Annotated in this window: 19 protein-coding genes and 1 pseudogene; 9 read left to right on the plus strand and 11 right to left on the minus strand. The window is 68.5% G+C overall.

Going from position 1 to position 17,829, the window contains the following annotated elements:
* The first annotated feature begins 16 nt into the window (after positions 1–16).
* Together arfB and ACYU7G_RS13195 are read left to right on the plus strand one after the other, a co-directional pair.
* A complete protein-coding gene (arfB, locus tag ACYU7G_RS13190) occupies positions 17–478 on the plus strand; it encodes an alternative ribosome rescue aminoacyl-tRNA hydrolase ArfB (RefSeq protein WP_461108546.1) in 462 nt (153 codons plus the stop codon).
* A gap of 24 nt (positions 479–502) precedes the next feature.
* Complete coding sequence (locus ACYU7G_RS13195) at positions 503–1,243, plus strand: class I SAM-dependent methyltransferase (protein WP_461108548.1); 741 nt, start codon at positions 503–505, stop codon at positions 1,241–1,243.
* Positions 1,244–1,259: 16 nt separating this feature from the next.
* Here the strand turns inward: ACYU7G_RS13195 and ACYU7G_RS13200 are convergent, their stop codons facing one another.
* Together ACYU7G_RS13200 and ACYU7G_RS13205 are read right to left on the minus strand one after the other, a co-directional pair.
* Positions 1,260–4,115: an FAD-binding and (Fe-S)-binding domain-containing protein gene (locus tag ACYU7G_RS13200; protein ID WP_461108550.1), complete on the minus strand. Its 2,856-nt coding sequence runs from the start codon at positions 4,113–4,115 to the stop codon at positions 1,260–1,262.
* Between the two features lie 5 nt (positions 4,116–4,120).
* Positions 4,121–4,570, minus strand: coding sequence for a MarR family winged helix-turn-helix transcriptional regulator (locus ACYU7G_RS13205; RefSeq protein ID WP_461108552.1), 450 nt, complete (start codon positions 4,568–4,570; stop codon positions 4,121–4,123).
* Positions 4,571–4,721: 151 nt separating this feature from the next.
* On the opposite strand from ACYU7G_RS13205, the gene ACYU7G_RS13210 reads away from it, so the two are divergent.
* Positions 4,722–6,500 (plus strand): AMP-dependent synthetase/ligase, encoded by a 1,779-nt coding sequence (locus tag ACYU7G_RS13210; protein WP_461109591.1) that lies wholly within the window; start codon positions 4,722–4,724, stop codon positions 6,498–6,500.
* 2 nt (positions 6,501–6,502) lie between these two features.
* The gene (locus ACYU7G_RS13215; RefSeq protein WP_461108554.1) at positions 6,503–7,351 is read left to right on the plus strand and encodes an acyl-CoA thioesterase; all 849 of its coding nucleotides are present in this window, start codon (positions 6,503–6,505) and stop codon (positions 7,349–7,351) included.
* On the opposite strand, the gene ACYU7G_RS13220 is transcribed toward ACYU7G_RS13215, so the two are convergent.
* Entirely contained in the window at positions 7,348–8,943 is a 1,596-nt protein-coding gene (locus ACYU7G_RS13220) for a xylulokinase (RefSeq protein ID WP_461108556.1), read from the minus strand. The genes ACYU7G_RS13215 and ACYU7G_RS13220 overlap by 4 nt on opposite strands.
* Before the next feature lie 174 nt (positions 8,944–9,117).
* Between ACYU7G_RS13220 and ACYU7G_RS13225 the strand changes: the two genes are divergently transcribed.
* From ACYU7G_RS13225 to ACYU7G_RS13235, 3 genes are read left to right on the plus strand one after another with little or no spacing between them, the layout of a single operon-like run.
* On the plus strand, positions 9,118–9,846 hold the full coding sequence (locus ACYU7G_RS13225) for an L-ribulose-5-phosphate 4-epimerase (protein WP_461108558.1): 729 nt from the start codon (positions 9,118–9,120) through the stop codon (positions 9,844–9,846).
* A 1-nt stretch (position 9,847) separates the two neighbouring features.
* Complete coding sequence (gene araA, locus ACYU7G_RS13230) at positions 9,848–11,356, plus strand: L-arabinose isomerase (RefSeq protein WP_461108560.1); 1,509 nt, start codon at positions 9,848–9,850, stop codon at positions 11,354–11,356.
* Positions 11,356–12,351 (plus strand): LacI family DNA-binding transcriptional regulator, encoded by a 996-nt coding sequence (locus tag ACYU7G_RS13235; RefSeq protein WP_461108562.1) that lies wholly within the window; start codon positions 11,356–11,358, stop codon positions 12,349–12,351. The genes araA and ACYU7G_RS13235 overlap by 1 nt, the downstream gene beginning before the upstream one ends.
* 14 nt (positions 12,352–12,365) lie before the next feature.
* Here ACYU7G_RS13235 and ACYU7G_RS13240 read toward each other — a convergent pair whose 3' ends face one another.
* From ACYU7G_RS13240 to ACYU7G_RS13270, 7 genes and pseudogenes are all read right to left on the minus strand, one after another.
* On the minus strand, positions 12,366–12,563 hold the full coding sequence (locus ACYU7G_RS13240) for a VOC family protein (RefSeq protein WP_461108564.1): 198 nt from the start codon (positions 12,561–12,563) through the stop codon (positions 12,366–12,368).
* Between the two features lie 52 nt (positions 12,564–12,615).
* Positions 12,616–12,696 (minus strand): annotated as a pseudogene (locus ACYU7G_RS13245) (VOC family protein); the annotation flags it as partial.
* A gap of 2 nt (positions 12,697–12,698) precedes the next feature.
* A complete protein-coding gene (locus tag ACYU7G_RS13250) occupies positions 12,699–12,851 on the minus strand; it encodes a VOC family protein (RefSeq protein ID WP_461108566.1) in 153 nt (50 codons plus the stop codon).
* Between the two features lie 54 nt (positions 12,852–12,905).
* Positions 12,906–13,214 (minus strand): DUF5655 domain-containing protein, encoded by a 309-nt coding sequence (locus ACYU7G_RS13255; protein ID WP_461108568.1) that lies wholly within the window; start codon positions 13,212–13,214, stop codon positions 12,906–12,908.
* Positions 13,215–13,477: 263 nt separating this feature from the next.
* Positions 13,478–13,894, minus strand: a complete 417-nt coding sequence (locus tag ACYU7G_RS13260; protein WP_461108570.1) for a ketopantoate reductase C-terminal domain-containing protein — start codon at positions 13,892–13,894, stop codon at positions 13,478–13,480.
* On the minus strand, positions 13,891–14,262 hold the full coding sequence (locus tag ACYU7G_RS13265) for a 2-dehydropantoate 2-reductase N-terminal domain-containing protein (protein ID WP_461108572.1): 372 nt from the start codon (positions 14,260–14,262) through the stop codon (positions 13,891–13,893). Before ACYU7G_RS13265 ends, ACYU7G_RS13260 begins: the two co-directional genes overlap by 4 nt.
* A gap of 65 nt (positions 14,263–14,327) precedes the next feature.
* Entirely contained in the window at positions 14,328–14,966 is a 639-nt protein-coding gene (locus ACYU7G_RS13270) for a LysE family translocator (protein ID WP_461108574.1), read from the minus strand.
* A gap of 67 nt (positions 14,967–15,033) precedes the next feature.
* Between ACYU7G_RS13270 and ACYU7G_RS13275 the strand changes: the two genes are divergently transcribed.
* Both ACYU7G_RS13275 and ACYU7G_RS13280 read left to right on the plus strand, forming a co-directional pair.
* Complete coding sequence (locus tag ACYU7G_RS13275) at positions 15,034–15,549, plus strand: Lrp/AsnC family transcriptional regulator (protein WP_461108576.1); 516 nt, start codon at positions 15,034–15,036, stop codon at positions 15,547–15,549.
* A 149-nt stretch (positions 15,550–15,698) separates the two neighbouring features.
* Positions 15,699–16,229, plus strand: coding sequence for a GNAT family N-acetyltransferase (locus tag ACYU7G_RS13280; RefSeq protein ID WP_461108578.1), 531 nt, complete (start codon positions 15,699–15,701; stop codon positions 16,227–16,229).
* A 449-nt stretch (positions 16,230–16,678) separates the two neighbouring features.
* Here ACYU7G_RS13280 and ACYU7G_RS13285 read toward each other — a convergent pair whose 3' ends face one another.
* On the minus strand, positions 16,679–17,791 hold the full coding sequence (locus tag ACYU7G_RS13285; protein WP_461108580.1) for an ROK family transcriptional regulator: 1,113 nt from the start codon (positions 17,789–17,791) through the stop codon (positions 16,679–16,681).
* Positions 17,792–17,829: the final 38 nt, after the last annotated feature.

Consider the following 17,829-nt stretch of genomic DNA (forward strand, 5'->3'; position numbering starts at 1 on the left):
TGGGAGTATGGAGACCATGGAAACCTCGCCATACGACCTCTGGTTGGCACCCGGGCCCGGTGTGCCACAGGGTCTGGCGATCCCCGCGGCTGAACTCGTCGAACGATTCTCCCGCTCGTCGGGGCCCGGTGGCCAGGGCGTCAACACCACCGACACCCGCGTCGAGTTGCTGTTCGATCCCGCCGCCTCCGCCACTCTCAGTGAAATCCAGAAGGCCCGGGTGCTCAGCGCGTTGTCCGATCGCCTCGTAGACGGGCAGCTCGTGGTGGCGGCATCCGAGCACCGGTCGCAACTCCGCAACCGGCGGGCCGCGCGGGAGCGGCTGGCGGCGCTGCTGCGCATGGCCGTCGCACCGCCCGGGCCCCAGCGCCGCGCGACGCGCCCGACGGCCGGGTCACGCCGTCGCAGGTTGGACACCAAGAAGCACCGCGGCCGGATCAAGGCTGCCCGGGGCAGGGTCCGCTCCGAGCACGAGTGACTGCAGCCCCGGTAGCTTTCTCCCATGGACAAGACGCTGCTGGCCAAGTCGTTCGAGACGATCGGGACTGACTACGACCGTTACCGCCCCGGCTTCCCGGGGGCGGCCGCAGATTTGCTGGTCCCCGGCCACGTCGGTGCGGTGCTGGACCTGGGGGCGGGCACCGGAAAGTTCACCGAGCTTCTCGTCGGGCTGGCGAACCGGGTGGTGGCCGTCGAGCCGTCGCTGCCGATGCTCGATGTGCTCCGTGCCAAGCTTCCGGGGGTGGAGGCGATGGTCGGCGGCGCCGAGGCGATTCCGCTGCCCGACCACACCATGGACGCGGTGGCGGTGGCGCAGGCCTTCCACTGGTTCGACAGGCAGGCGGCCTGTGCCGAGATCTCACGGGTTCTGGTGCCGGGCGGCAGGCTCGGGCTGCTCTGGAACCGGGGCAACCCGGATTGCACCTGGGATCGGGCGTGCGCCGCGGTGGTCCACCCGGCCGTCACGGGCCAGTCCGACGCCACCGCCGAATCCGCCTCGCACGAACTGCCCGGATTCCAGCTGCTCGAGCACCGGGAGGTGCCGTGTGTAGAGCCGATCAGGCGTGCCGACTACATCGCCCGGTGGCAGACCGTCAGTTCTTTCCTCGTGGCGGACCAGCCGGCGCGCGCGGACATGCTTGCCCAGCTGGACCACATCCTTGACGCCGACCCCGGGACCGCTGGTCGGGACGTTCTCGAGATGCCGCACGTCACGGACGTCTACGTCTACCGCGCAGGCTGACGTGGCAGCGCCGGGATCAGGCGTGGGTGGCAAGCAACTCGGCGAGGCTCATGGACGAGCGGTGCGCCAGTGAGCGCAGCTGGGTCTGGCAGCTGAAGCCGTCGGCCAGGACGATGGCGTCGGGGGCGGCGTCGATTGCGGGTTTCAGGTCATGCTCGAAGACCTTCACGCTCACCTCGTGGTGACCGATCTCGACGCCGAAGTTGCCGGCCAGGCCGCAGCAGCCGCCCACGCGTCGCACGTCAGCGCCGGTGGCTGCGAGCAGCGCGGCGTCGGCCTCCCAGCCGATCACGGAGGCATGGTGGCAGTGGGGCTGGGCGACGATGGTGTGGCCGGACAGGTCGGGCGCCTCGAAGTCGGGGTCATCGGTGAGGAACTCGGCCAGGGTGAGCACCTTGCCGTCGAGGGCCCGGACGTCCGCACTGTCCGGTGCGATCTCGAAGGCGTCGCCACGCCAAACGGCGGTGCACGACGGCTCTACGCCGACGATCGGGATGCCCTTGGCGACGTAGGGGGCCAGTTCGGCGGCGGCGCGCAGGATCTCGCGGCGGGCACCGTCGAGCTGTCCGGTGGAGATCCACGTCAGGCCGCAGCAGGCCGTCTTCTCCAGCACCCGGGGCTGGTAGCCGAGGCGGACCAGCACCTTCACCACCGCCGCGAAGTTGTTGGACTCGAAGCAGTCGGAGAACGAGTCGATCCAGACCAGCACCTCACCCTTGCTGCCGGGCACGATTCGGCCGTCGGGGCCGGGGCGTCCTTCGAGGCTCGCTGCCGCTCGCACCTCAGGAGAACTGGTGGTGGTGTTGGCGACCAGCTTGTCGAGCTGCCCCTTTGCGGCACGGTTGGCGAAGCGGGGGATCTCGCGACGGTGGTCCACGCCCGCGCCCCAGCGCAGGAGGCGGCCGAGCACGGGGGCCTTGCCGACGACGTTGATCAGGGAACCGACGCCGGGCAGTGCCGTGATCAGGCGGCCCCAGCGGGGCAGCCAGCCCAGTGCGTAGTGGTTGCGCGGACGCAGCCGGCCCTTGTAGGTCTCGTGGATGACCCGTGCCTTGTAGGCGGCCATGTCGATGCCGGTGGGGCAGTCGCGGGCGCAACCCTTGCAGGACAGGCACAGGTCCAGGGCCTCGTGCACCTCGGGACTCTTCCAGCCGCCGGTGACGAGGTCCCCGTTGACCATCTCCTGCAGGATGCGGGAGCGGCCACGGGTGGAGTCTTTCTCGTCGCGGGTGGCCTGGTAGCTGGGACACATGACGCCACCGGTGCCGGTGTTGTCCGCGATGCACTTGCCCACGCCGCTGCACTGGTGGACGGCGGCCACGAAGTCGGGATCCGCCGCGTTCAGCGGCGAGCGGGTGGCAGCCACCATGCGGAGGTTGGCGTCGATCGGGTCCGGGTCCACCAGGACGCCGGGGTTCATCAGGTTGTCCGGGTCGAAGACATGCTTGACCGCACCGAACAGTTCGAGCGCCTCGGGGGAGTACATCTTCGGCAGCAGTTCGGAGCGCGCGCGCCCGTCGCCGTGCTCACCGGACATGGAGCCACCGTGGCCCGCCACCATCTCGGCGGCGGCGAGGATGAAGGCACGGAAGCGGGCGGCGCCGTCGGGCAGGTCGAACGGGTAGTCGATGCGGGCGTGGACGCAGCCGTCGCCGAAGTGGCCGTAGGGGAGGGCGTGCATGCCGTGCTCGGTGAGCAGGGCCTCGAAGTCGCGCAGGTAGTCACCCAGCCGCTCCGGTGGGACGGCTGCGTCCTCCCAGCCGCCGTAGGCGGGCTTGTCCAGGCTCACCCCGGCCAGGCCCGCGCCGTCGGCCCGGACGTGCCACAGCGCCGCGGCGTCGCGGGGGTCCTCCACCAGCCAACCAGTCCCGGCCGCCGCCTCCAGCAGGGCGGCGGCGCGGGCGCGCACCTCGTCGCGATCGTGGCCTACCAGCTCGATGAACATCCAGCCGTTGCCCTTGGGCAGCTTCGGGATGGCGTCGGCGCCGCGCTTGCGGATGATGACGTCGACGATGCGCCGGTCCAAGCCCTCGCAGGCCACCGGCTTGAACTGCAGCAGGTTGGAGATGTCATCGCCGGCGTCGGGCATCGTCGGGTAGCCGAGTGCCACCACGACGCGCTCGGGGGCGTCGGAGACCAGCTGCACCTTGGCGCGGGTGATGAAGCCGAGCGTGCCCTCGGTGCCGGCGAAGAACTTGGGCAGGTTGAACTTGTTCTCGGGGAGCAGGTGCTCCAGCGAGTAGCCGGAGACCTGTCTGGTGAAGCGTCCGAACTGGGTGCGGATGGTGCCGAGGTTGGCGGCTACGAGGTCCCGCAGTTCGGCGACGTCGTCGCGGCCGAGGACCAGGAGTTCCCCCTTGCCCGTGACCACCTCGAGTTCGACGACGTTGTCCGCCATTCGGCCGTAGCCGAGGGCGCGGGGACCGCAGGCGTTGTTGCCGATCATGCCGCCGACGGTGCAGCGCGACGACGTGGAGGGGTCCGGTCCGAGGCGCAGCCCGTGCGGCCGGGCGGCCTGCTGGAGGGTGTCCTGCACCACTCCGGGGTCGATGTCTGCGACGCCGGTGTCCGCATCGATGGAGTGGATGCGGGTGAGGTGCTTGCCCACGTCCACCACCAGGCCCGGGCCGACGGCGTTGCCGGCGCAGGAGGTGCCCGAACCTCGGGCGGTGATCGGGATGCCCACCTCGAGGGCGGCGCGCACCACGGCGACCAGTTCCTCGGTGGTGCGGGGGTGTGCCACGGCCAGCGGCGGCACGCGATACAGCGACGCGTCGGAGGAGTAGAGACCCCGCGTCAGCGTGGAGTCGTCGATGACCGAGGCGACCTGACCGAGGGCGGAACGCAGGCGGGTGAGGGCATCGACGAGCATGCGCCCTAGTCTGCCACCGACAGGACGGCCTGCATCGCACGCCCGACGGCTTCGAGATCCTCCGGCGCGACTGGGTCCACCAGGATCTTGCGGACGGCCGCCACGTGCCTGGGAGCGCTCTCGACCAGCAGGTCGAATCCCTTGTCGGTCAGTTCCGCCCAGACCCCGCGGCCGTCTGAAGAACAGGTGACGCGCAGCACGTGGCCGTCGCGCTCGAGCCGGCTCACGGTGTGGGTGAGGCGGGAGCGCGACTGGTGCACGGCGTCGGCCAGTTCGCTCATGCGCATCCGACGGCCATCGGCCTCGGAGAGTGCCACGAGGATCTCGTACTCGGCCAAGTTGAGGCCGAAGCGGCGCAGGTCCGAGTCCAGGAACTGGCTCACGCGCGCGGTTGCGCGCAGGTACTTGCGCCACACCTGCTGTTGCTCCTCGGAGAGCCAGTTCGTCTTGTCCATGGGGTCATTGTACGACAAACTGGTTGATGATTCAATTGGTTTCGCTGTTCCCGCTCCTCACCCCCAGCCGATAGCATGTGCCGGAAACGAGAGGGGATCGACGATGACTCTGCAGAACGAGCTGCTCAGCTTCGCAACGTCCGTAGGCGAGATGTTCACCAACCGCGTTGCGGAGACTCCGCAAGGGGTTGCTTTCATGGAACCCGATCGTTCCGGCAATGGTAACTGGACCAAGTACACCTGGGCGCAGACCAAGGACGAGGTGGACCTCATTGCCGCCGGCTTGCTCGCGCGCGGGCTCACCCATGAACAGCGTGTCGCGATCATCTCCAGCACCCGCCTGGAGTGGATCCACGTGGACCTGGCCATCTCCTGCGCCGCCGGTGCCACCACCACCGTCTACCCCAACACGGCCGCGGGTGACGTCGACTACATCCTGAAGGATTCCGGCTCCGTGGTCGTCGTCGCAGAGGACGCCGAGCAGGCCGCCAAGGTGGACGAGGACCCGGAGGTGGCCGCACAGGTCCACACCATCGTCGTGTTCGACACCGACGGCGTGGAACTGAACGAGCGCACCATCAGCCTCGCGCAGCTCAAGGAGGCCGGCCGGACGCTGCTGGCCGACAATGCGCGCGCCGTCGAGGACGCCATCGCGAGCACGAACCACGACACCCTGTCCACACTTATCTACACGTCCGGGACCACGGGCCGCCCCAAGGGCGTGCGGCTGAGCCACGCCTCCTGGGTCTACGAGGGCGCCGCCACCAAGAGCTGGAACCTGCTCAGCCCGGACGACCTGCAGTACCTTTGGCTCCCGCTGAGCCACGTCTTCGGCAAGGCCCTGATCGCGGTGCAGCTCGCCTACGGCTTCGCCTCCGCCGTGGACGGCCGTCTGGACCAGATCGTTCCCGGCCTCGGTGCGGTCAAGCCCACGTTCATGTGCGGTGCCCCGCGCATCTTCGAGAAGGTGCGCGCCGCGGTCCTGACGGGCAACACCGGGCTCAAGGCGAAGATCGCCCGCTGGGCGTTCGCCACCGGCCGCAAGTCCCACCCCTACCGGCTGGCCGGCAAGGAACTGCCCGGCATGCTGAAGTTCCAGTACAACCTCGCGGACAAGCTGGTGTTCAGCAAGCTCAAGGACAAGCTGGGCGGCCGCCTGCGGTTCATGATCTCCGGCTCGGCCAAGCTCTCCCCGCAGGTCCAGGAGTGGTTCTACTCCGCCGGCATCCTGATCGTCGAGGGCTACGGCGCGACGGAGACCAGCGCCATCGCCTTCCTCAACCTGCCCACCGACCCGCTGTTCGGCAGTGTCGGTCAGGTGCTGCCCGGGTGTGAGGCGAAGATCGCCGACGACGGCGAGGTCCTCATCCGTGGTCCCATCATCACCACCGGCTACCACAACCGTCCCGAGAAGACCGCGGAGGTCATCGACGACGAGGGCTGGTACGCCACCGGCGACATCGGCGAGCTCGACGGCAAGGGCAACCTGCGCATCACCGACCGCAAGAAGGACCTCTTCAAGACCTCCGGCGGCAAGTACGTCGCGCCGCAGAAGGTGGAGGGCGCCATCACCGCCAACATCCCCTACGTCTCGCAGGCAGTGGCCGTGGGCGACGGGCGCAAGTTCGTGTCCGCGCTCGTGGTGATGGACCCGGCCCTGCTGCAGAAGTGGGCCGAGAAGCGCCAGCTCACCCACCTCAGTTACGCGGAACTCACGCAGCTGCCGGACATTCGGGACTCGATCGAGCGCCAGATGGAGAAGGTCAACGAGCGCCTGGAGCGCTGGGAGACGGTGAAGAAGTTCGCCATCCTGGACCACGAGCTCACCGTGGACAACGACTCGGTCACGGCCAACCAGAAGATCCGGCGCAAGCTGGTCATCGACAACAACGCCGAGCTCGTCGAGGACATGTACCCCAAGGAGGACTGAGGTTGTTCCGGTTCCGCTGCCCCCTGCGCTGGTCGGACCTCGACGCGCAGGGGCACGTGAACAACGCCCTGGTGGTGGACTACCTGCAGGAGGCGCGCGTCCACTTCTTCAAGTCCGGCCCCGCGTCGGACCTGCTCGAGTCGGGTATCGTCGTGGTGGCCCACCAGGTGGAGTACCTCGCGCCGCTCGACTACACCACCGACGGGCTCGACATCGAGCTGGTGGTGGCCGCCGTCGGGGGAGCGCGCTTCGAGATCGCCTACGTCCTCAGCCAGGGCGGCCGCGTCGCGGGCAGGGCACGCACCGTGCTGTGTCCGTTCGACTTCGGACAGAACCGTCCGGTGCGCATCCCGCCCGACGTGCGCGAGTTCCTGCTCTCCCATCGGGCCGACGTGGAGCCCCTGCGTGAGCTCACCACGCCGCACATCGAGGGCCGGGGGACCGGCACCGAGCTGTTCGTGCGCTGGAGCGACCACGACTCCTACGGCCACGTCAACAACTCCAAGACCTACGACTACATCCAGCAGGCCCGCGTCACAGCCACCGCCCAGTGGGACCCGACGATGGCCCGGGTGGGGCAGGGCAGCTCGGAATTGCTGTGGCTGGTGGTGCGCCAGGACGTCGACTACGTGGCGCAGCTCACGCACCGGCTGGAGCCGTTCGAGGTCCGCACGGCACCGGTGAAGGTGGGCACGTCGTCGGTCACGTTCGCCTCCGAGATCGTGGACCCGGCCAACGGTGAGGTCTTCAACCGCGGCCGGACCATCCTGGTGTGCGCAGGAGCGGACCTGCGCCCGACGGCGCTGCCCGAGAGCTCGCGTGCGGCCCTCGAGCAGCGGTTGGTGTCCTAGGCGAGGGCCTCGACGGCGGCCCGCTCGATGGCGAGGCCGGCGCGGTAGCGCTCCATGAAGGAGTCGAACCCGGCCACGTCGGAGGGATCCGGCTCGGCGGTCTCCACCTCGGCGCCGGCGAACACCTCGGTGTTCAGCCAGTCGGCCAGCGAGTCCGATCCGGAGCGTAGGAACGCGGCCAGCAGGGCCATGCCCCAGGCGCCGCCCTCGCCCGCGACGTCACCGACGGACACGGGCGTGTTCATCGCGGCGGCGAGGAACCCCTGTGCGACGCCCTTGGTCTTGAACAGGCCGCCGTGGGCGAACATCGAGTCCATCTGCACGCCCTCGTCCTTGATCAGGATGTCCATGCCGACGCGGAGGGCGCCGAAGGTGGAGAACAGGTGCGTGCGCATGAAGTTCGCGAGCGTGAAGTTGCTGTTCGGGGTGCGCACGAACAGCGGCCGGCCCGCTTCCAGGCCGACGACGTGCTCGCCGGCGAGGTAGTTGTAGGCCAGCATGCCGCCGCCGTCGGGGTCGCCGTCGAGGGCGGTGCGATAGAGCGCGCCGAACAGTTCGTTGACGTCGACGCTGGAGCCGACGACCTTCGCGGCCTCGCCGAACAGGCTGACCCAGGACTGCAGGTCCAGCGCGCCGTTGGCGGCGTGGGCCATGGCCACCGGATCGCCCGCCGGGGTGGTGACCAGGTCGATTTCCTCGTGCAGTTCTTCCAGGGCGTCCTCCAGCACCACCATGGCGAAGATGCTGGTGCCGGCCGAGACGTTGGCGGTGCGGCGCGCGACGGAGTTGGTGGCCACCATTCCCGTGCCGGCGTCGCCCTCGGGCGGAGCCATGGGGATGCCCGGGGTCAGCTTGCCGGTGGGGTCGAGCAGGCGGGCGCCGGCCTCGGTCAGGGAGCCGGCCTGCGCGCCGGCGGGCAGCACCTCCGGCAGCAGGTCCGCCAGCTTCCACGCGTAACCGCGGTCTGCGACGAGTTCGTCGAACTTGGCGAGCATGCCCTCATCGAAGGTGCCGGTGCCGGCGGCGATCGGGAACATGCCCGACGCGTCGCCGACGCCCACCTTCCGCTCGCCGGAGAGCTGGGTGTGCACCCAGGAGGCGAGCGTGTCGACGGTGGCGAGCCTCGCGACGTGCTCCTCACCGCCCAGGATGGCCTGCCGCAGGTGCGCGACGCTCCAGCGCTGCGGGATGTTGTGCTGGAACAGCTGGGTCAGTTCGTGCGCGGCCTCACCGGTCATGGTGTTCTGCCAGGTCCGGAACGGCACCAACTGGTTGCCGTCGGCGTCGTGGGCGACGTAGCCGTGCATCATGGCCGAGACTCCGAGGGCGCCGACCGTGGTGAGTTCGACGCCCTGGGCGGCGAGGACGTTGGCCGCGAGGTCCGCGTAGGCCGCCTGCAGTCCGGTGCGGACGAGGCCGAGGTCATAGGTCCACACGCCGTCGGCGAGGGTGGACTTCCACTCGAACCCGCCGGTGGCCAGCGGCTGCTGGTCCGGGCCGATCAGCACGGCCTTGATCCTGGTGGAGCCGAGCTCGATGCCGAGCGCCGTGTTGCCGTCGGTGATCGCCTCGCGCGCTGCGGAGTCCTGCATTTGTCCAACCTCTCCTTCGAGATCCGGGCCACGTAGCTCGTGGTGTTCCCGCTCAATCTAGCCGCCACAAGTGGTCCCGGACAGCCCGGGGTCCCTGCAGCACAACTTCTTGCCGGGCACTGTTGCGTGCCCTGCCCCAATGGTAATGTGAGCGTTCACATCCTAGGAGGAGAAGTGACGATCGTCTTGTCAGAGCTGACTGCCGACGTGCAGTCCGCCGTCGCAGCCACCCGCGAGAAGGTGGCCGCGCTGCACGCCGAACTGCCGCGCAATGAGCTGGTGGTCTGGACCGCCGGGAACGTCTCGGAGCGCGTGCCCGGAACCGAACTGTTCGTGATCAAGCCCTCCGGCGTGTCCTACGACGAGCTCTCGGCCGACGTGATGGTGGTCTGCACCCTCGACGGCCGCAAGATCGTCGACGGCACCCCGGACAGCCTCAGCCCGTCCTCGGACACCGCCGCCCACGCCTACGTCTACAGCCACATGCCGGAGGTAGGTGGCGTCGTCCACACCCACTCCACCTACGCCACCGCCTGGGCCGCCCGTCGCGAGCCCATCCCGTGCGTGCTGACGATGATGGCCGACGAGTTCGGTGGGGACATCCCCATCGGCCCGTTCGCGCTGATCGGCGACGACTCCATCGGCCGCGGCATCGTCGAGACCCTCCGGGGCTGCAACAGCCCGGCAGTGCTCATGGCCAACCACGGACCCTTCACCATCGGCAAGGACGCCCGCGCCGCTGTCAAGGCCGCCGTCATGGTGGAGGAGGTGGCCCGGACCATCCACATCTCGCGCCAGCTCGGCGAGCCGCTGCGCATCGACGAGGCCGACGTCGCCCGCCTGTACGACCGCTACCAGAACGTCTACGGCCAGCCGGCCGGAGAACTCGACGAGGAGAACTGAATTGCAGAACCCATTCGAAGGCAAGAAGATCTGGTTCCTGACCGGATCACAGGACCTGTACGGGCCGGAGACGCTCGAGCAGGTGGCCAGCCAGTCGCAGGAGGTGGTCTCCCACCTCAACGCCGCCGATGCCATCCCGGTGGAGATCGAGTGGCGCCCCACCCTGAAGGACCGTGACTCCATCCGCGCGGAGATGCTCGCCGCCAACGCCGACGAGGCGGTCATCGGCGTTATCTGCTGGATGCACACCTTCTCCCCGGCCAAGATGTGGATTCTGGGCATCGGGGCCCTCACCAAGCCGATGCTGCACCTGCACACGCAGGCCGCCCAGGAGCTGCCGTGGGCCACCATCGACATGGACTACATGAACCTGAACCAGGCCGCCCACGGCGACCGTGAGTTCGCCTACATCGTCTCCCGCCTCGGCAAGGCCCGCCGCACCGTCGTCGGCCACGCCTCGAACGCCGACACGCAGGCCAAGGTGGGCACCTGGGCCCGCTCCGCCGCCGGTTGGTACGAACTGCACCACCTCAAGCTCGCCCGCTTCGGGGACAACATGCGCAACGTCGCCGTCACCGAGGGGGACAAGACCGAGGCCGAGGTCAAGCTCGGCGTCTCCGTCAACACCTGGGGCGTCAACGACCTGGTGGCCGTGGTGGACGCCGTCGACGACGCTGCACTGGACGCCCTCGTCGCCGAGTACGAGGAGCTCTACGACGTCGTCCCCGAACTCCGCAAGGGCGGGGAGCGCCACGAGTCCCTGCGCTACGGCGCCCGCCAGGAGATCGGCCTGCGCAAGTTCCTGACCGACGGCGGCTTCGGCGCCTTCACGTCGAACTTCGAGGACCTCGGTGGGCTCAAGCAGCTCCCCGGCCTGGCCGTGCAGCGCCTGATGGCCGACGGCTACGGCTTCGGTGGCGAGGGTGACTGGAAGACCGCCATCCTCGTGCGCGCCGCCAAGGTGATGGGCTACGGGCTCGACGGTGGTGCCTCCCTGATGGAGGACTACTGCTACCACATGGTCCCCGGCCAGGAGAAGATCCTCGGCGCCCACATGCTGGAGATCTGCCCGTCGCTGACCACCTCGAAGCCGAAGCTGGAGATCCACCCGCTGGGCATCGGGGACCGCGAGGACCCGGTGCGCCTGGTCTTCGACGCGGACCCGGGACCGGCGCTCGTCATCGCGATGAGCGACATGCGCGAGCGCTTCCGCCTGACGATGAACGTCGTCACCAACGTGGAGCCCGATGCGCCGCTGCCCAACCTGCCCGTCGCGCGGGCGGTGTGGGAGCCCCAGCCGGACTTCGCCACCTCCGCGGAGTGCTGGCTGATCTCCGGTGCGGCGCACCACACCTGCATGACCACCTCCACCACGCGTGAGATGTGGGAGGACCTCGCGGACATGGCAGGCATGGAGCTCGCGGTCATCGACGACTCCACCACCACCCGCGGGTTCGCGCAGGAGCGTCGTCTGGAGCTGGCCTACCACCGGTTGACGCAGGGCATCTGATGCGGGAGCGGCCACCGGGCATGATGGCGGTGGCGCGGCTCGCAGGCGTCTCCCACCAGACGGTCTCGCGCGTGTTGAACACGCCCGAGGCCGTCCGGCCCGCCACCCGCGACCGCGTCGTCGCCGCGATGCGGGAACTCGGCTACAGCCGCAACCTCGCCGCCCGGGCGCTGGTCACGCAGCAGACCGCGCTGCTGGGCGTGGTCTGGACCGGTGCGGCCTACTTCGGCCCGTCGAGCACCGTCGGCGGGATCGAGGTGGCTGCCCGCGCCGCCGGCTACTCCACGCTGGTCGGGGCCCTCGAGACCTACGACGAGGGCGAGGTGAAGGCGCTGTTCCGCACCTTCCGGGACCGCGGCGTGGAGGGCATCGCCGTGGTGGCCCCGCGCGAGCGGGTCGCGCAACTGGCCCGCGAGTACGCCGCCGGCATCCCCGTGGTGCTGGTGGCCGACGACGGCTCGGACCCATCCCTGTCCACGGTGGCGGTTGACCAGGAACTGGGCGGCAGGTTGGCCACCGAACACATGCTCGAGCGCGGCTGCCGCCGTGTCCTGCACCTTGCCGGTCCCCGAGACTGGTTCGACGCCCGCGCGCGTGCTCGTGGGTGGCGGGCCGCCCTGCTCTCCGCCGGTCTGGAGGTGCCGGAGATGGTCGAGGGGGACTGGAGTCCGGAGAGCGGGTACGAGGCCGGGCGCGCGCTGGCCGAGTCGGGTGACCTGCCCGACGGCGTCTTCTGCGGGAACGACGCCATGGCCGTCGGCCTGGTCGCCGCACTGCGGGACGCCAGGGTGGACGTGCCGGGGCGGGTCAGCGTCGTCGGTTTCGACGACCTTGCCGGCGTGGCCTTCTTCGCGCCGCCGCTGACCACCGTCGCCCAGCCGTTCGCGGAGCTCGGCGCCAAGGCGCTGGAGGTGCTGGTCGACGCGATCGCCGGTGCCGAGGCCGTCGCGCAGCGGCTGGAGCCGGAGTTGAGGGTCCGCAGCTCCGTCCGATGAGCCCGTGCGGCGGATCAATTCCCCGCGACCGCCTGCTCGGTCCTGGCGACGTCGATCTTGGTCATGGTCAGCATGGCTGTGAACGCGCGCTCGGCCACACCCGGGTCGTCGGAGGCCGCTGCCTCCGTGAGTGCTCGCGGGGTGATCTGCCAGGACAGGCCCCACCTGTCCTTGCACCAACCGCAGGCGCTCTCCTGCCCACCGTTGCCCAACGATTGCGTCCCAGTAGCGGTCGGTCTCCTCCTGGTCGTCGGTCGCGATCTGGAAGGAGAAAGCGTCGCTGTGTGTGAACTCCGGCCCGCCGTTCAGCCCGATGCACTCGACGCCGCAGACCGTGAACTCCACCGTCAGGACGTCGCTGCCCTCCCGCCGGGGAAGTCCGCGGGCGCACGGGACACCCGCCCGACGCGACTGTCGGGGAACACCGAGGCGTAGAACTCGGCCGCCGCCTCGGCGTCCTTGTCGAACCCCAAGCAGATCGTGTTCTTCGGGATTGTCATCACCATCTCCTTCGACGTGGAGGGTCACTATGACTCCGCTCCGCTTGGCCGGGGTCAGACTGCGTTGTCGTGTGCGGCGACCAGCCAGGCGCGGACCTCGTCGTCGACCTCCTCGACCCGGCGTAGCTCCAGGTGGTGCATCCAGACCCTCGGGGACGGGTGTGCGATCTCCTTGAACCGGGTCGAGGTGACCTCGTGTGGAAGGGCGACGGACAGCACTGCCGGCACGTCGCTGCGCAGGTACAGGTCCGGGCGCCAAACGTAGGCGAAGCCCTTCCGGCGGCGGAACGCGATCTGGCTCTTCGTCACCCTCACCGACGCGTCGCCGACGGCTCGGACCGCCTGCTCGACCTCGCGGTACAAGCGCAACCCGCCGGGGAGCCGTCGAAGAACTCCTCAGGCGTCCGCCCGCCTTCTGCCGCTGGCATGCAATCACCGTAGCGCTCAGAACCAGTTGCTGCGTCCTGACGATCACCTGGAGCGCTGTCCAAGGTGCCGAGGGCTACAACATCTATCGCCGGGACGCCAAGGTCAGCACCGGTGAACTGATCGGCACGGTGGACGGTGTCGGCTACGTCGACTGCTGAACGCAGCGCTGCTCCAGCTGCGCACCCACCATCAGGCGCTCATCGGTGCTGTCCCGGATCGCACTGGGGTTCCGGTAGCCATGTCAACCGAGCGTCCCCGCGGCCGAGGGACTGTGCGTGCCCGGCCACGCTCACTGGATGGCCGGCGGCTTCCGCGATCTGCTGGCACTCCATGATCGCCTGGAGGATCTGCGCTTCGCCCCCGGCGGCGAGAATGTCGCCGACGGTGCCGCGGAACAGGCAGGTGATGACACCGGCGGTGGCGATGAAGGTCCATTTCTCCCACAACTGCGAGGCGATGTCGTCCACGACCTCCAGTGCGATGCCGTCGACGTCGGGCGTCCGGCGGATCTCGACGGGCACGGCCTCGCCATGCAGTCCGCCGACAGCCAGGCTGCATAGCGGGAGCATCTGCACGACGGTCGCGTCTTCGTCCAGGGTTGCGACGATCTTCACGATGCCTCCGAGGACTCGTCCCGGAAGGCACGCTCCAGCAGTTCGATGTGGGCCATGCCGTTGAGCAGTGGGATGCTGCGGGTCTCGGGTCGTATCGCAGGAGCGAGCGTTGGGATGATCGCTTCCAGTGCTGGTGCCTTGACTGCGACGATCACGAGGTCGAACGGATCTGCGTGCTCCAGAGTGGTGACGGCGCGCGCCGTGTGCACGCCGTCCACGTCGGGTGCGCGGAGGCGCAGGCCGTCGGCGGCGAGCTGCGCGGCGCGGCGTTCTCGGACGAGGAATGTCACGTCCCGTCCGGCGGTGATGAGTCGTGCTCCGAGTGCGCCGCCGGTGGCTCCTGCTCCGACGATGAGAGTCCGTGTCATGTGTCGAGTTTCCTTTGGTGGGTCTGCGGGACGGAGCCAGTCGATGAGTCCACCGCCCGTCGTGTTCACGCCCCCGGGCTGATGAGGCCGTAGGTGGTGCTGACAAGCAGTCCAGCACCGATGATCAGCAGCGCGATGCTGCCCAGGAGAGTGATGAGCCGGTCCGCGGCCGGGGACCGGTGGAAGCCGAACAGCCGGATCAGAGCGATCGTCACCGTCCACCATAATCCTGCGCCGAGCACGACGGCGGCGCACAGCGCGACGGTCCGCATCTCCGCTCCGTCGCCACGTCCGATGAACTGGGGAAGGATTGCCGCGAAGAAGAGCAGCGCCTTCGGGTTGGTCGCGTTCGTGACGAATCCGCGTGCGTAACCGCCCTGTGTCCGGTGCCCGATGTCCTCGGTGGCGTCAGGTTCGGCGCTGGGGGTGGCCCGAAGCATGCTCGTGCCCATCCACAGCAGCACTCCAGCTCCGAGCAGCTGTACGATGGTCAGCGCCCCTGGCGCGGACACCAGCAGGGCGGTCGCACCGGCGGCAGCGAGTAGCGCGTGCAGCATCAGGCCGGCGACGATCCCCACTGCAGTGGACGCGCCTTCTCGGACGCCGCGGGTCGCCGCGTGCACGACGAGCACGAGGTCCGGGCCGGGCACCGCCAGCGCTACCAGCAGCGCGAGGGCGAACGCCGTCCAGGCTTCTGCTCCCACCTGCGCCTCCGATCTGTAGGCTGTTCCGGACACCAGGTTATGGGCAGAATTCGCTACTCTGTATTTCATGTATGAACCTCAGAGGAAATCAGCTCGACCGCCCGAACTCGATTCGGTGGACTGGGCGATCCTCGAACTGCTGCAGGTGGATGCGACCATGCCGAACAAGGACATCGCCGCCAAGGTCGGCGTGGCTCCGAGCACCTGCCTGGAGCGCATCCGGCGGATGCGCCGCAACGGCACCATCGTCGCCACCCGCGCGCATGTGGCCCCGAGCCTGCTCGGCAAGGGCGAGCAGGCGTTCCTCGGCATCCAGATCCGCCCGCACGCCCGCGACACGGCCAACGACTTCGTGCAGAAGGCGCTGGCACTGCCGGAGACGCTTGCCCTCTACAACGTCAGCGGCAGCGATGACTACCTAGTCCACGTCGCAGTCGCCAACAGCACCGAGTTGCAGACCCTCATCATCGACAAGCTTCTGGCGCTGCCGCAGGTCGCGCACTGTCGGACGCAGTTGATCTTCGGCGAGCCCTGGGCGGCTCCTTTGCGGCACCGCCCCTCGGCGGGCGCGTCACACGGCTGAGGCCAGCATCTCCGCCGTTGCGTCATCACCAGGAGCTGGTATGCGGCGGAACGCGTTCGGGCGCAGATCGGCGCGGTACGGTCGGGCCGACATCAGGATGGGTTTCTCTCACGGCAATGGTCGGAGAGGAGGATAGAAGGACACTGAGGATGACTCTGACCTTTCGACGAGCGGGGGCGACTGACACCGCCGCCGCTCAGCAGGCGTACCGGCTGATCATCGATCACCTGGCCGAGACCGTGGACTTCCCGCACTGGCACACCGAGAACCACCCCACCCCCGAGGAGGTCGCCGGCTGGGTCGAGGCCGGCGAGCTCTATCTCGCGCTCGATGAGGGCGGCGAGACCGCTGGGGTCACAGTGTTCAACCACGACGCCGTGGACGCCTACCGAGACGCCGCGTGGACCATCGAGGCGGAGCCGCATGAAGTCCTCGTCGTGCACGCTCTGGGCGTCGTGCCCGACCACCTGGGCACGGGAGTGTCGCGCTACCTCGTGGATGCGACGCTCCAGGTCGCCCGCGAGCAGGGCTGCAAGGCCGTCCGCCTGGATACCTACGTCGAGAACATCCCCGCGCGAAAGCTCTATGAGCGCCACGGCTTCACAGACCTGGGCTGCCACACGGTGGCCTACGAGGGCACGGACCTGAGCCAGTTCCACCTGTTCGAGTACGCACTCTGAACGCAGCGCCAGACAGAAGCACGCAGACCCCGCACGGACGTTTGCTCCAGCACTTCTGCATCGGTGACATGCCCAGGCGGAGGCTCGCATGTACCGGAATGCGGTGCGTCAGCGACTTCAGGAGCGTCAATGAACTGCCCCCGCTTCTTGTCGAGGACGCCGGTGTCAGCGTCGGCGTCGAACCGCATATCGAATTGACCTCCACCCCGACCAGAAGGTCGGGGATTCCTACGCCTTGCCCCGGCTGAACTGTTGCGGGTCCTGCGGCAGCACCCAGAAAGGTCCGGCGGGTTCTGACTTCACCGTCAACCTCCTCACTGGCTGATGCTGGTGCCCGTCTCACGTGGAGGCGTTCGCCTGAGTGGTCGCTCGCGCTTGGGCAGTGCTGGCCGTCGATGATCTCGATTGACCTGGGCAATGGTCATAGCACACGGCGGCGATGGGGCTGGTCAACGCAGTTCAAACCGCTTCAAGGACGACTGGATCGCTACTACGGCCGCCCCCCGCGCCCAGCCGTCGAAGCCGGAGTCATCCACGTGCAGGGTCACGTGGCTGGCTAGCGGGTCGCGGTGGTCGACGATCGTGGCACGTACGGTTTCCTCCACGAGTTCGAGGAGGCCGATGCCTTCGCCGGCAAGGATCACGTCAGATTGCAGCGACAAGTTTGCTGCGAGTGCGATGAGTCGACCCAGCGCCTGACCACTGTCCTCAAGCACGGCCCGTACCGCTGGCTCGTGATGTGCAAGTGCGAGCGCCTCGTCCCGATCAACGGTACGGGCCAGTGCGGTTGATGCGGCTGACGCAATGAACTCGTCTGTCAGCATGGCTTGGGCGCACCCGGTATGGCCTTCGTGACATCGCGGACCGCCCGCCGACAACGGTACGTGAGCAGCCAAGCCCAGTCCCGCGTCGTGGGAGCGGGTCACCGTGTTGTTCGCCACTAGCGCATACCCGACGCCAGCGCCGATCGTGATGACCGCAAACCCGGACAGCCCTTTCCCCATTCCGTACCACCGTTGCGCCTCGGCTAGCGCCACCAGATCGTTTTCGACGGAGACCGGCACATCGAGAGACTCTTCCAGCATCATTCTGAGGGGAACGTCTCTCCATTCGAGGAACGGTGCACGTCCGATGACTCCGTTTGAAACTGAGCCACCCAGACTCACTCCGACCCCGGCCATGTAGGGCACGTCCAGTTCAGCGACGGATTCCACGATCGCGGAGACGACGGCGTCAGGGGCATGGCTGCGCAGCGCCACGTTGTGACGGGCAAGCTGGTTGGCGCGCACATCGGTGGCGACGCTGTGGACACTTTGGCCGGTGATCTTCACCCCGGCGTAGCCGGGGAGGCCATGGCCGATGTCCAAGGGTTTGACGGGGCGACCCACCAGACCGTCTGGCATCTCTTCCACCTCCACCAGAAGCCCGCGGGCCAGGAATGGTTTGGCCAGGCGCGTCAGGCTCCCAGCGGACAGCCCCAACCGATCGCTCAAGGCCTGCCGGGTGATCGGGCCATGCAGCAGCACCGCTTCAGCCAGGGCGGCTTCACTGTCAGTCAACATGCTGTCCCTCTCAGGATCACTAGGAGGCCTTGCTATCT

Source organism: Tessaracoccus terricola, from assembly GCF_054776555.1.

Excerpts from the sequence above, each read along its gene's own strand:
- arfB (WP_461108546.1), top strand. The coding sequence starts at position 17 with ATGGAAACCTCGCCATACGACCTCTGGTTGGCACCCGGGCCCGGTGTG.
- ACYU7G_RS13195 (WP_461108548.1), top strand. The coding sequence starts at position 503 with ATGGACAAGACGCTGCTGGCCAAGTCGTTCGAGACGATCGGGACTGAC.
- ACYU7G_RS13200 (WP_461108550.1), bottom strand. The coding sequence starts at position 4,115 with ATGCTCGTCGATGCCCTCACCCGCCTGCGTTCCGCCCTCGGTCAGGTC.
- ACYU7G_RS13205 (WP_461108552.1), bottom strand. The coding sequence starts at position 4,570 with ATGGACAAGACGAACTGGCTCTCCGAGGAGCAACAGCAGGTGTGGCGC.
- ACYU7G_RS13210 (WP_461109591.1), top strand. The coding sequence starts at position 4,722 with ATGTTCACCAACCGCGTTGCGGAGACTCCGCAAGGGGTTGCTTTCATG.
- ACYU7G_RS13220 (WP_461108556.1), bottom strand. The coding sequence starts at position 8,943 with ATGCAGGACTCCGCAGCGCGCGAGGCGATCACCGACGGCAACACGGCG.
- ACYU7G_RS13235 (WP_461108562.1), top strand. The coding sequence starts at position 11,356 with ATGCGGGAGCGGCCACCGGGCATGATGGCGGTGGCGCGGCTCGCAGGC.
- ACYU7G_RS13250 (WP_461108566.1), bottom strand. The coding sequence starts at position 12,851 with ATGACAATCCCGAAGAACACGATCTGCTTGGGGTTCGACAAGGACGCC.
- ACYU7G_RS13265 (WP_461108572.1), bottom strand. The coding sequence starts at position 14,262 with ATGACACGGACTCTCATCGTCGGAGCAGGAGCCACCGGCGGCGCACTC.
- ACYU7G_RS13275 (WP_461108576.1), top strand. The coding sequence starts at position 15,034 with ATGTATGAACCTCAGAGGAAATCAGCTCGACCGCCCGAACTCGATTCG.
- ACYU7G_RS13280 (WP_461108578.1), top strand. The coding sequence starts at position 15,699 with ATGACTCTGACCTTTCGACGAGCGGGGGCGACTGACACCGCCGCCGCT.
- ACYU7G_RS13285 (WP_461108580.1), bottom strand. The coding sequence starts at position 17,791 with ATGTTGACTGACAGTGAAGCCGCCCTGGCTGAAGCGGTGCTGCTGCAT.